This is a genomic window from Amycolatopsis sp. NPDC031561, from assembly GCF_055580625.1.
Genome location: NZ_JBVILA010000003.1, coordinates 161,237 through 174,018 on the forward strand (window position 1 = coordinate 161,237; position 12,782 = coordinate 174,018).

At 69.1% G+C, this 12,782-nt stretch carries 11 protein-coding genes; 2 read left to right on the top strand and 9 right to left on the bottom strand.

All coding sequences use genetic code 11. The annotated features are described in order from the left end of the window. Positions 1–40: 40 nt before the first annotated feature. The 9 genes from ACZ5IK_RS09905 to ACZ5IK_RS09945 form a co-directional block, all read right to left on the bottom strand. Positions 41–790, bottom strand: coding sequence for a lysostaphin resistance A-like protein (locus tag ACZ5IK_RS09905; RefSeq protein ID WP_465487648.1), 750 nt, complete (start codon positions 788–790; stop codon positions 41–43). Between the two features lie 45 nt (positions 791–835). Continuing rightward, positions 836–1,909, bottom strand: coding sequence for an amidohydrolase family protein (locus tag ACZ5IK_RS09910; RefSeq protein WP_465487372.1), 1,074 nt, complete (start codon positions 1,907–1,909; stop codon positions 836–838). Between the two features lie 2 nt (positions 1,910–1,911). After that, a complete protein-coding gene (ffh, locus tag ACZ5IK_RS09915) occupies positions 1,912–3,456 on the bottom strand; it encodes a signal recognition particle protein (RefSeq protein WP_465487373.1) in 1,545 nt (514 codons plus the stop codon). Positions 3,457–3,534: 78 nt separating this feature from the next. After that, a complete protein-coding gene (locus ACZ5IK_RS09920; protein ID WP_465487374.1) occupies positions 3,535–5,193 on the bottom strand; it encodes a pentapeptide repeat-containing protein in 1,659 nt (552 codons plus the stop codon). Positions 5,194–5,452: 259 nt separating this feature from the next. After that, complete coding sequence (gene ku, locus ACZ5IK_RS09925; protein WP_410664296.1) at positions 5,453–6,319, bottom strand: non-homologous end joining protein Ku; 867 nt, start codon at positions 6,317–6,319, stop codon at positions 5,453–5,455. Positions 6,320–6,369: 50 nt separating this feature from the next. After that, the gene (locus tag ACZ5IK_RS09930) at positions 6,370–6,831 is read right to left on the bottom strand and encodes a hypothetical protein (RefSeq protein WP_465487375.1); all 462 of its coding nucleotides are present in this window, start codon (positions 6,829–6,831) and stop codon (positions 6,370–6,372) included. A 150-nt stretch (positions 6,832–6,981) separates the two neighbouring features. Then, positions 6,982–9,291, bottom strand: a complete 2,310-nt coding sequence (locus tag ACZ5IK_RS09935) for a [protein-PII] uridylyltransferase (protein WP_465487376.1) — start codon at positions 9,289–9,291, stop codon at positions 6,982–6,984. Between the two features lie 9 nt (positions 9,292–9,300). Continuing rightward, positions 9,301–9,639, bottom strand: a complete 339-nt coding sequence (locus ACZ5IK_RS09940) for a P-II family nitrogen regulator (RefSeq protein ID WP_465487377.1) — start codon at positions 9,637–9,639, stop codon at positions 9,301–9,303. Further along, entirely contained in the window at positions 9,636–11,030 is a 1,395-nt protein-coding gene (locus ACZ5IK_RS09945; RefSeq protein WP_168214376.1) for an ammonium transporter, read from the bottom strand. Before ACZ5IK_RS09945 ends, ACZ5IK_RS09940 begins: the two co-directional genes overlap by 4 nt. Before the next feature lie 175 nt (positions 11,031–11,205). On the opposite strand from ACZ5IK_RS09945, the gene ACZ5IK_RS09950 reads away from it, so the two are divergent. Next, entirely contained in the window at positions 11,206–12,066 is an 861-nt protein-coding gene (locus ACZ5IK_RS09950; RefSeq protein WP_465487378.1) for a putative RNA methyltransferase, read from the top strand. Beyond that, positions 12,066–12,680: a (2Fe-2S)-binding protein gene (locus ACZ5IK_RS09955; RefSeq protein WP_465487379.1), complete on the top strand. Its 615-nt coding sequence runs from the start codon at positions 12,066–12,068 to the stop codon at positions 12,678–12,680. The genes ACZ5IK_RS09950 and ACZ5IK_RS09955 overlap by 1 nt, the downstream gene beginning before the upstream one ends. Positions 12,681–12,782: the final 102 nt, after the last annotated feature.

Genomic DNA, 12,782 nt, shown 5'->3' on the forward strand with positions numbered 1-12,782 from the left:
CGTTCGGTTACTCACAGACTCTAGCCGCCAGGACCGGCGATCACCTCGCCGCGAAGAGCAATACAGCCGGTGGGAGGTTGTTGGCCGCGTGCGCGATCACCGCCGCGCTCACCCTGCCGGAGAGATAGCGGGCCAGGCCGATCGCGATCCCCTGGCCGAACAGCGCGATGGTGCGCGCGGCCTCCCCGTGCAACTGGGCGAACACCAGCGCGGTGACCAGCAGGATCACCCACGAGGGCAGGCGGTGGAAGCCCATCGCGTTCCAGAGCGTGCCGCGGAAGAGCAGTTCCTCGGTGACCGGAGCGGCGAGGACGACGATGACCGCGGCCAGTACCAGCCAGACGGTGTCGCCTTCGGTGGTTCCGGACAGCTCGGTGATCGGCCCGGGCGAGACGTCGGAAATGGTCCTGTCGGCGCCGTCGGTCCCGTAGACGGCCAGCAGGAGCAGGTTGAGGAGGTACCCGGCGGCGAGCGCGGCCGCTCCGCAGGCGAGGCCGATCCGGACGTCGCGCCAGGTGGGCTTGAGCCCGAAATCCGTGCGGAGTCCCCGTCCCCAGTGCTGCGAGCCGATCACGGGGCCGAGACCGAGTACGAGGGTCGGCAGGAACGCGAGGATCAGCAGCGGGCCGACGTCACGGAGTTCGAGAGGGTCGTAACCGCCGAAGCGACCTGACATCACGAAGCTCATGACGAGCGTGACGAGGTGGTATCCGGCGATGCCCGCGAAAAACGCTACGAACCCCCAGTGCGCTCCGAGCACCAGACGCTCGCGAGCCTGCCCGTCGTCCACCACGCCTCCACGCTAAGTGCCGCTCCGGTCACGGATGGAGTCGGGTCAGGCGTAGATCTTGCCACGCAACACGATGTGACTCGGATGCCGGAGCACCGCGAGATCTTCGCGCGGGTCGGACGGGTAGACGAGCAGATCGGCCGAAGCGCCGTCGACGATCCCGGGTACGCCGAGCCACTCGCGGGCCGCCCACGAAGCCGAAGCCAGCGCCTGCTCGGCGGACATGCCCGCCTTGTGCAGCGCCTCGATCTCGTCGACGAGCCTGCCGTGCTCGACCATGCCGCCCGCGTCACTGCCGGCGTACACCCGGACGCCCGCCTCGATCGCCGTCGAGACCATCTCGCCGACGCCGGCGTGCAGCGCGCGCATGTGGTCGGCGTACACCGGGTACTTGCCCGCTTTTTCGGCGATACCGGGGAAGTTCTCGATGTTGATCAGCGTCGGCACGAGCGCGATCCCGCGTTCGGCCAGGATGCCCAGCTGGTCCGGCGAGAGTTCCGTGCCGTGTTCGAGGCAGTCGATGCCCGCGTTGATCAGTCCCGGCAACGCGGCCTGGCCGAAGACGTGCGCCGTCACCTTGGCGCCCTCTGCGTGCGCGACGGCGATGGCCTCGGCGAGGACGTCGTCAGGCCACAGGGGCGCGAGGTCGCCGACGCCGCGGTCGATCCAGTCCCCGACGAGCTTCACCCAGCCGTCGCCGTCACGGGCCTGTTCGGCGACCGCCTTCGGCAGCTCGGACGGGTCTTCGAGTTCGATGCCGAGGCCGGGGATGTAGCGCTTGCGCAGGGCGAGATGCCGTCCGGCGCGGATGATCCGCGGCAGCTCGGCTCGGGCCTGCAGCGGCCGGACGTCGATCGGCAGCCCGCAGTCGCGGATCAGCAGCGTCCCGGCGTCGCGGTCGACGATCGCCTGCTCGGCGGCCTCTTCGAGGGTGGTCGCCCCGCCGACCCCGATGCCGGGGTGGCAGTGCGCGTCGACCAGTCCGGGAACGAGAAAGCCTTCCCGGACAACGGTTTCCGCACCGGCGACCGGTTCGGTGCTGACGCGGCCGCCGGTGATCCACAGCTCACGGTGCTCGCCGTCCGGCAGGACGACGCCCGCCAGATGCAGAGCCTCCACGGCTACTTGTCCTTCGGGAACTTGAACTTCTTGGGGTCGAAGCCCGGTACGTCGTTCATCCCGCCGAGTTGGGAGAGGTCGGGCATCCCGCCACCGGGGCCGCCGGGCATCCCGCCCGGGGGCAGCATCGGCATGCCGCCGGGGAAGCCGCCGCGGACCTTGGGCTGCGTCGGGCCGCGCCCCTTGCCCTTCTTCCCCTTCTTGCCCTTGCGGTTCTTGCTTCCGCCGCCCGCGCCGCCGAAGCCGAACCGGCCGGCCATCTGCGCCATCATCTTGCGCGCCTCGAAGAACCGGTTGACCAGGTCGTTGACGTCGCGGATGGTGACGCCCGAGCCCTTGGAGATCCGGATCCGGCGGGAGGCGTTGATGATCTTAGGGTCGTCGCGCTCGGCGGGGGTCATCCCGCGGATGATCGCCTGCAGCTTGTCGAGTTGCTTGTCGTCGACCTGGGCGAGCTGGTCCTTCATCTGCCCGGCGCCGGGCAGCATGCCGAGCAGGTTGCCGATCGGGCCCATCTTGCGGACCGCGAGCATCTGCTCGAGGAAGTCTTCGAGGGTGAGCTGGCCGCTGCCGAGCTTGGCCGCGGTCTGCTCGGCCTTCTCCTGGTCGAAATGCTGTTCGGCCTGCTCGATGAGGCTGAGCACGTCGCCCATGCCGAGGATCCGGCTGGCCATCCGGTCCGGGTGGAAGAGGTCGAAGTCCTCGAGCTTCTCACCGTTGGACGCGAACAGGATCGGCTGGCCGGTGACCTGGCGGACCGACAGCGCGGCACCACCGCGGGCGTCACCGTCGAGCTTGGTGAGCACGACACCGGTGAACCCGACGCCGTCGCGGAACGCCTCGGCCGTGGTGACCGCGTCCTGACCGATCATCGCGTCGACGACGAACAGCGTCTCGTCCGGCGAAACGGCGTCGCGGATGTCCGCGGCCTGCTTCATCAGCTCTTCGTCGACGCCGAGACGGCCGGCGGTGTCGACGAGGACGATGTCGTGCTGGGCGCGCTTGGCTTCGTCGATGGCGCGGCGGGCGACGTCGACCGGGTCGCCGACGCCGTTGCCGGGCTCGGGCGCGAACGTGGTGACCCCGGCCCGCTCGCCGACGACCTGCAGCTGGGTGACCGCGTTGGGACGCTGGAGGTCACAGGCGACCAGCAGCGGCGCGTGGCCCTGCTTCTTCAGCCAGAGCGCGAGCTTTCCGGCGAGGGTGGTCTTACCGGCACCCTGCAGACCCGCGAGCATGATCACCGTCGGCGGGTTCTTCGCGAACGTGAGCCGCCTGGTCTCGCCGCCGAGGATGGTGACGAGTTCCTCGTTGACGATCTTGATGACCTGCTGCGCCGGATTCAGCGCGCCGTGCACCTCGGCACCCTTGGCGCGTTCCTTGATCCGGGCGATGAAGTCCTTGACCACCGACAGCGCGACATCCGCCTCGAGCAGCGCGATACGGATCTCGCGCGCGGTGGCGTCGATGTCGGCGTCGGAGAGCCTGCCCTTGCGAGACAGGGTCTGCAGGGCGGACGTGAGCCGATCGGAGAGGGTGTCGAACACGGGTGTGCACGCTCCAGCTGGGTCGTTGTGGCGTGCCGGTACGAACCGGCGGCTTCCCAGGGTAGTCGGTGTCCGGGGTCAGCGTTTGACGCGGTTGCGGACGGCCAGCAGGGTCAGGCCGAGCAGCAGGGGCCCGAGGACGCGCATGACCAGCCGCACGACCTCGCCGAACGGCGTCAGCTCCTTGGGCAGCGACGTCAGTTTCGTTTCCAGCGAAACGGTGCTCTGGGCGACATAGATGAGGGTGTCCCCGAAGGCGGGCGTGGTCTTGAAGCCGCCTAGCCGGAATCCGACGCTGGCCAGGACGACAAGGACCGCCAGGGTCGTGAGGGCTCTGAGGGCGCGAAGGCCGTAACCGGAGATGAGCCAGTACAGGTGGAGGATGGCGCGCTCGGACCACGGGGTGGCCGGGCTGTGGCGGCGCATCTCCATCTCGCCGTAGTAGAAGTCGGCGGCGCCGGGTTCGTTCTTGCTGTCCTCCTGCGCCTTGCGGAGCTGGCGGTAGAGGTCGGCGATGCGGCGGGGGCCGACGGGAGCGTTCCGGTCGCGTCGCCACGCCTGTTCCTCGGCGAGGACCTGACGTCTTCGTCTGGTGGCGAACCGGCAGTCGCCTTCCAGGCGCAGTTTGTCCAGGTGATGGGCTCCGGCGAACAGACACCGGAAGAGGTCGATGTCGGTGAGCACCAAGTCGGCGACGTCCACTCCGCGGACCGACGTCACCGAGGCCGCGGCCACCCCGATGACGGTCGAGGGTTTGCCGAACACCGCGTCCTCGAGATCCGCCTGTCCGGAAATGACGCCGAGACCGGCTCCACCTTCGAAGGTCGCCTCGGCGTAGTCCGTCTCGGGCGAGTCGCCCTCGATGAGCACTCGTCTGCGAAAGTTCGCGTGTTTGAAGCTCAGCGTCTTCGCGCTGAGCGGGCCGATGTGCTCGGCGGCCCCGAAATCCGCTCCGGCGAAGCTCAGGGTGTGGCTTGCCCGCGCTTCCCTGAATGTCGCTTCGCCGTCGAACTCCGCGTTCTCGAATCCCGCGCGCCGGAAGAAGATCGCTCCCTCGAACCTGGCTTCCTTCTTGAACTTCGCCCGAGCGAAACTCGCGGTTCCCTTGAACACCTGCACGTCGAAATTCGCCCGCTCGCGGAAATCGGCTTCGTCGAATCGGGCGTCGTCACTGAAGCCTCCATCAGTGACGAACCAGGCTTCGCCGTTGAACGTGGTCGCCCGGAACGACACCCTCCCTCCGAAGGCCGCGCTCTGAAAATCGGCGCGCTGATCGAAGGTGGCACCGTCGAACCGGGCGTGCCGGTGGAAGGTCGTGCCTTCGAACAGCGCATCGCCGAACAGGGCTCCGTCGAATCTCACGTCACCGAGGAATTCCGAGCCGCTGAAGTCCACCATGGGAAAACGAGCCTCTTGAAACCACGCGGTGTCGGCGAAGGACGCCTTGCGAAAGGAGGTAGCCATACCGAACGAGGTGGCATCGAACGGGACGACGGCCTCGAACCTCGTCTGTTCGAAATTCGCGCTGCCGAACGCCGTCTTCACCGCGTCGACAAGACGGCCGAGAAGGTCTCCGGACAAGGCCGTGCCCCGCAGGTCGACAACCGAACCGGTGGCGAGACCGGCGAAGTACTGGTCCTGTCGTCCGGCTTCGAGATGCGTCAAGCAGCTCCCGAAGTCACCGATGCGCACGCCACGGCAATCCTCGACGCCGCAAGCGGGCCACGCCTCGTCCATGTCCACAGTTCTAACGCAAAACAGGGCTCCGGGACCGATCGCCCCTCGCGGACCGGTACCGGAGCCCCTACGGAAGGCTCGCCTCCCCGCGAGCCGACCGTAAGCACACTTGGCGAGCTTCGCGGGACTTCGTATCGCCGGACCCCCAGTACCAGGCGATTCGCTGCCCGCGCTCTCGCCGCGCGATGGCATAACAATGCCCGGTCACCGCGGGGTCACGGCAGCGTGAAGACCCCCAACTACCCCTGGGTAGAACTACTCAACTGGTCTTGGCCGACGACGCCGACGAAGCCCTCTTCGCCCGCGTCCGCGCCTGACGTGCCTTGTCCGCCGCTTCCTTGGCCTTCTCGACGGGCGCGCGGTCGGCCTCGACCGCGCTTCGCTGCAGAGCCGCCAGCAGCCGCGTCACGCCCTCCGCCTGTTCGGCGGCGGTCGGCTGGAGGACGTCGTCGCCGTCCAGCTTGGCCTGGATGAGCGCTTCGAGCGCTTCCCGGTAGCGATCGGTGTACCGGCCGGGGTCGAAGTCCTGCGTGAGGTCTTCGATCAACGAGACCGCGTTCCGCAGTTCCCCGCGCCGCAGGTCGACGTCCTCGTGCAGGAACGGGAAGTCGGGCCGCCGGATCTCGTCGGGCCACAGCATCGTCTCGAGCAGGATCACCTGGTCCCGCACGCGCAGCGCGCCCAGCGTTTCGCGCTGCCTCAGCGTCACCTTCACGATCGCGATCCGCCCGGACTGCTGCAGCGCCTCGCTCAACAGCACGTACGGCTTGGTACCCGAGGGCTCGGGTTCGAGGTAGTAGCTGCGCGCGAAGTACATCGAGTCGACCTGCTCGGCCGGGGTGAAGCCGACGACGTCCATCGACTGGGTGGTCGGCGCGAGCAACGAAGCGAAGTCACCGCCGGTCAGCAGGACGACGTCGCCGTTGGGAACGGGGTGTCCCTTGGCGATCTCGGCCGCGGGCACCTCGGCGCCGTCGACCTCGCAGACCCACTTCACCCGCACCCGGCCGCCGTCCGGCTCGTGCACCTGGTGGAGGGGGACGTTGTGCTCTTCGGTCGCGCTGTACGCCTTCACCGGGATGGCGTAGGTCCCGAATCCGATCGTGCCTTTCCACACCGCCCGCATGGCCCACCTCCGCCTGGTCAGCGTATCCACGGGCCGAAGCGGCGGGACAGCTACAAACGGGTGTCAGGGGCGACTGATTCGCTCACACATTCGAATGACGGACGTGATTCGGCGAGTGCTTCGGCCGAACAGTCGACAGCGGTGGCGGCCGCTCGGAGTACTTCCGCGACGACCTCGACGTCGATCGTCCTGGCGGTGGCCAGCACACCTTCTCCCCCGACCTCGACCCGGCCCGCCATGCCCTCGAGCGCGATGGCCAAGGCCTGCTGGCCCGCGACGAGGTGCCGCACCACCTTGAGCAGTTCGGGCACGGTCGCGGCGGTACCGGACGCGGTCAGCGAGACGGCGAGGTCGTCCGCGCAGGCCCGGAAGTGGGAGGCGACGACGGTCGGCGGCAGCGTGAGCCGCTGCGGCCCTGGCGGGTTCTGCTCGTGACCCAGCACGCGCTCACCGCCTTCTGCGATCCTTCGGGTCTCGACCGCGCACATCCTGCCACCGCTACCCTCCGCCATCCGCGCGACACCCCGTTCACCGTGCACGCGGTAACCGGAAGGCGCCGTTCCGAAACCGGAAACCCTTGTCCGGCAAGGGGTCCGATGTAGATGGATTCGTGGCACGGGCCGGATCACAGCACGAATAAAGAAGTCGTCACCACTTCCCGGTCAGGAAGCCGCGGCCAGCAGCGCGGCTTCGATCTTCGACCGCCACGCCTGGTCGACCCGGCCGGTCCGCGGCGCGACGGCGAACGAGTCGACGACCGCGCCGCCGAGGGTGGCCACCTTCGCCCAGCGCACCTCGGCCTCGCAGCGCCGCAGCGCGCCCGCGACCCGGTACAGGAGCCCGATCCGGTTCGCGGCCCGCAGCTCGACCACGACCGTGTCCTGCCCGCTGGTCTCGTCGTCGAACCAGATCACCTTCGCGTTCGCGGTAGGAGTCTCGCCGTAGTCCCGTTCCTTCGCCGCGAGCCGCTGGGTCAGCGGCATCGTCCCGGCCACCGCCCTGGCGAACTGCTCACGCAGCAACGTGACGTCGGGCAGCGAGCCGAACTTCGGCGACGCGGTGAACACCCCCGCCCGTCCCCCGTCGTGCCCGCGCAGCACCGCCGCGTGGACCTCCAGCGAGTTCAGCGCGAGCACGCCGGCAGCGGGAGCCAGCAGTTCGGCGCGGGCCGGGACCGCGAGCACCACGGTCACGACCTTGCCCGCGGCGGTGATCCGCACCTCGCCGCGGCCGGACGCGACGGCCTCGGCGACGAGTTCCCGTTGCTCGGCGCCCATCGGCTCCGGCGGAAGGAAACCCTTGCCGTGCAACGCCTCTTCGCAACCGGACACGAGCTCGGCGAGCAGGCGGGCCTTCCAGTCGGTCCACACGCCCGGTCCGGTGGCCAGCGAATCGGCCGTCGTCAGCGCGTGCAGCAGCTCCAGCAGGACCAGGTTCTCGTCGAGGGTCTTCGTCACCCGCTGGATCGTGGCCGGATCGCTGATGTCCCGCCGTGTCGCGGTGTGCGGGAGCAGCAGGTGATGCCGCACCATCGCCGACACCAGCGCCGCGTCGGACTCCGGCAGCCCGAGCCGGGCCACCACCTGGGCGCTGATCTTCGCGCCGAGTTCGGAATGGTCCGCGTCCCGGCCCTTGCCGATGTCGTGCAGCAGCGCGCCGATCAGCAACAGATCCGGCCGTGAAACGGTGGTCGTCAGTTTCGACGCCTCCACCGCGGCGCGCACGAGATGCCGGTCGACGGTCCACGAGTGCACCGGCGACCTCGGCGGGAGGTCCCGCACCGCACCCCATTCGGGGAACAGCCGTGCCCAGAGACCCGTCCGATCGAGCGCTTCGACGGCGTCGACGAGGCCTTCGCCCGCGCCGAGCAGCTCCACCAAGGCCTTGAGGGCGTCGGCGGGCCACGGCGCGCGCAGTTCCGGCGCCGTTTCGGCGAGCGCCCGCAGGGTGCCGTGCGAAATCGGCTTCCGGATCCGGGCCGACGCGGCGGCGACCCGCAGCAGCAGCGCCGGATCCTTGGCGGGCACCGCGTCCCGCGCCAGCGCGACCTCGTTGCCGTGCAGGACGACACCTTCGTCGAGCGGCGTCCGCACCGGCCGCCGGCCGAACCGTGCCTTGGGTGGTTCCACAGTGGACCGGAGGGCGACGTCGACCGCGTACGCGATCGTCCGCCCGACACCGGAAAGCTTGCGCGCCAAGGTGAACCGGTCGCCGAAGCCGAGTTCGCCCGCGACCGTCTCGGCCTCCGGCGCGCTGAGGATGTCGCGCTCCCGGCGCAGTTCCTTGCGCAGTTCGGTCCGGACGTCGAGCAGCAGGCTCTTGGCCTCCAGCAGTTCCTCGCCGGGCCTCGCCGTCAGCTGTGCCGCCGCCAGCGCTTCCAAGACGGCGAAGTCGCGAAGCCCGCCTCGGCCGTGCTTGAGATCCGGCTCGGCGGACTGGGCGATCTCGCCGCTGCGGGCCCAGCGCTGGCGCACCGCGTCCGACAGCTCGCCGACCCGCTTCCTGGCCGTCCGACGCCACTCGTCCCGTGCCGCGGCGGCCAGCCTGGCGGTGATCTCGGCGTCCCCGGCGATAGGGCGGATGTCGAGCAGCCCCATCGCGGTCCGCAAGTCCTCGGAAGCCACTTTCAGCGCCTCGCCCGGTGTGCGGACCGAGTGGTCGAGGCCGATCTTGGCGTCCCACAACGGATACCAGATCGCGTCGGCGATCTCACCGACGCGGGAGTTGCCGTTGTGCAGCAACAACAGGTCGAGGTCGGAGAAGGGCACCAGTTCCCGGCGCCCCAGGCCGCCCACGGCGGCCAGCGCGACACCGGGTACAGCGGTGTCTACGCCGGCCGCCGCGGCGCCCTTGCCCAACCAGAATTCGTAGAGGTCGACCAGGGCCGCCCGCAGCGCGGCCGCCCCCAGCCTCCCGTGCCTGCCCTCGAGCAATCGCTCGGTGGCCTTGACCAGCTCACCCCCGTCAGCCATCCCTGACGCCTATAGGGCGTCCGAGCCGCGTTCGCCGGTTCGTACCCGGATCACCGTCTCCACCGGCGTCACCCAGATCTTCCCGTCACCGATCTTGCCGGTGTGGGCGGCCGTGGTGATCGCGTCGAGGACCTTCTCCACGTTGGAGTCGTCGGTGACGACCTCCATCCGCAGCTTCGCCACGAAGTCCACGGAGTACTCCGCGCCCCGGTAGACCTCGGTGTGGCCCTTCTGCCTGCCGTAGCCCTGCACCTCGCTGACCGTCATGCCGAGCACGCCCAGCTGTTCCAGCGCGGAACGGACGTCGTCGAGCGTGAACGGCTTGACGATCGCGGTGATCAGCTTCATGCCTTGCTCTCCTCGAGTTTCGTGGCCGCGTTGCCGGTGGGCGCCTTGACCGGGATGCTGGTCGGCTGGCCGAGGCCGCCGCCCGAACCGGTGAAGTCGTACGCGCTCTCCGCGTGCTGGGCCTCATCGATACCACTGACCTCGTCCTCCGCGCTGACGCGGAACCCGCCGAGCTTCTTGATCACCCAGCCGATGACGAAGGTGAGCACGAACGAGTAGCCGAGGACTACGGCCGCCGCGAGCGCCTGCTTGCCGAGCTGGCCGAGGCCGCCGCCGTAGAACAGGCCGTCGACGCCGAGCGAGTTGACGCTGGTGGTGCCGAAGAAGCCGATGAGCAGCGTACCGACCAGACCACCCACGAGGTGGACGCCGACGACGTCGAGGGAGTCGTCGAAACCGAAGCGGAACTTGAGGCTGATCGCCAGGGCGCACAGGGCACCGGCGATGAGACCGATGGCGATGGCACCCAGCGGGCTGACGAACCCGGCCGCCGGGGTGATCGCGACGAGCCCCGCGACGGCACCGGAAGCGGCGCCCAGCGTGGTCGGCTTGCCGATCTTGATCTGCTCGATGATCAGCCAGCCGAGGATCGCGGCCGCGGTCGCGACGGTGGTGTTGGTGAACGCGACGGCGGCGAGGTCGTTGGCGGCCAGCGACGAACCGGCGTTGAAGCCGTACCAGCCGAACCACAGCAACGCGGCACCCAGCAGCACGAACGGCACGTTGTGCGGACGTCCGGTGCCCTTCGGCCAGCCCTTGCGCTTGCCGAGCACGATCGCCAGTGCCAGACCGGCCGCACCGGCGTTGATGTGGACCGCGGTACCACCCGCGAAGTCGAGCGCCTTGAGCTGGTTGGCGATCCAGCCGCCGACCGAATCGGCGCCGATGAAGCCGTTGAACGAGAACACCCAGTGCGCCACCGGGAAGTACACGATGGTCACCCACACCGCGACGAACAGCGTCCAGCCCCAGAACTTGGCGCGGTCGGCGATGGCGCCGGAGATCAGCGCGGGCGTGATGATCGCGAACATCAGCTGGAACATCACGAAGGCGAACAGCGGCAGCCCGTCCGCGCCGGGCCAGGCGACCTCGGGCGCGGTGTCGGTCGCGGCGGTCGCGAAGCCGGCGAGTTTGCCGGAGATGTTCGAGAGACCGGCGAAGTCGAAGTTACCGAGCAACCCTCCGCCGATATCGTTGCCGAACGCCATCGTGAAGCCGTACAGCGTCCAGAGGACACCGACGACGGCGAGCGCGATGAAGTTCATCATCAGCATGTTCAAAACGCTCTTCGCGCGGACCATGCCGCCGTAGAAGAACGCCAATCCCGGTGTCATGAGCATGACCAGCGCGGCGCTGATCAGTACCCATGCCGTGTCTCCTGCGTTCAGCACAATCTTCCTCCCGTGCCTGGGGTGTACTGCGCAGGAATTTTTGGGCCGGGGTGTTTCCTCGGGCGGCGATTCAGGTTTCACCCGCGTGAACTGTCCGTGCGGCGTTGTTACGTCCAGGTTTCCGCAGACCTGGTGCGTTCTGTCCGGTTGCGAAACGTCGTGGTCGAATAGCCCCATGAACGCACGTGCATCCGGCAATCACCCGCTGCCACCGGAGATCGTCCGGTCACTGCGGTGTTCGCTCTGCGGTGACCCGGTCGGGGCAATCGAGCGCACGGTGCGTTGTGAACGTGGCCACTCGTTCGACGTAGCGAAGCAGGGTTACGTCAATCTTCTCCACGCGCGCATCCCTGCGGGCACGGCGGACACCGCGCCGATGGTCGCGGCTCGCGTCGACCTCCTCGCTTCGGGCGTCTATCTCCCTCTCGCCGACGCCCTCGCGAAGGTGGCTTCAGAGCACGTACAGGACGGGCTGATCATCGACGCCGGCGCGGGCACGGGGTACTACCTCGCGCACGTGCTCGACGCCGTCCCCGCCGCGCACGGGCTGGCGCTCGACGTCTCCGCCGTCGCCCTGCGCCGGGCCGCTCGCGCCCACGCGCGCGCGGGCGCGGCCGTGTGGAATCTGTGGGAGCCCTGGCCGGTGGCGGACTCGAGCGCGTCGCTGATCCTCAACGTCTTCGCGCCTCGTAACGCCTCGCAGTTCCATCGAGTCCTGACCGCCGACGGGCTGCTGGTCGTCGCGACGCCCAACCCCGGGCACCTCCGGGAGCTGGGCGACCTGGTGATCTCCGTCGACGGTGGCAAGGACGCGCGGCTGGAGGAAACCCTCGGCGAGCGTTTCGGCCGGGTGGACCGGCGCGATGTCACCGAACGGGTGACGCTGTCTCCCGCCCAGATCCGTCAAGTCGTCGAGATGGGCCCGAGCGCGCACCACCTCCATCGCGACGGACGCCGCGAGCGGCTCGACGCGATCGCCGAGGCGGTGGACGTCACCACGTCGTTCAGCGTCACGCTGTACCGGCCGGTGCCCTGATGGAGGCGCCCGCGACCCTGCTCGCCGACGCGGCCTGGGTCAGCGCCCGCATCGGCGGCGCCGCCAAGCTCTACGGCTGTTCCCGGCCCGAGGTCCTCGGCACGATCTGGTGGTACTCGCTCTCCTCGGTCCTCGTCGCGCCGTCAGTCGAGTCGCTCGTGCGGGGTGAGCCGTTGGATCCGTCGCTCGACGCCGTCACCATCGATCTCGTCCCGGACGGCCGCTTCACCGGCGCGCGGTCGTCACGGGTCCTTTCCGGCGGTCTGGCCGAACTCGGCGAAGCGTTCGCCGGGGCACTGGGCACGGCGATCGGCACCATCTCGGACGTCACGGGGGCGAATCCGCGCGCACTGGGCGCGATCGCGACGGATTCGATCGGCAACCGCCTGCTGTGGACCGGCGACACCGAACGGGCGATCGCGCTCGCGGCCCCGCTCGTGACCGCGATCGGGCTCGGGATGCCGGAGCCGCGGTTCTCCCGCGTCGGGCGGAACACCGTGGTGCGCCGTGCTTCCTGCTGCCTGATCTACGAAGCGGGAAATCCGAAGTGCACCAGTTGTCCCCGGCAGACCCCGGAGGAACGGGACCGGCGCCTTCGGGCCGCGCTCGGTTAGAACCCCGCGTTTCGTCCTCTCGTTGCGGTAGTTGCGCGTGCAAGGACCGCAACTAGAGGACGAAACGCGACCAGCGGGTCCCATGCCGGGAACAACAGTCCC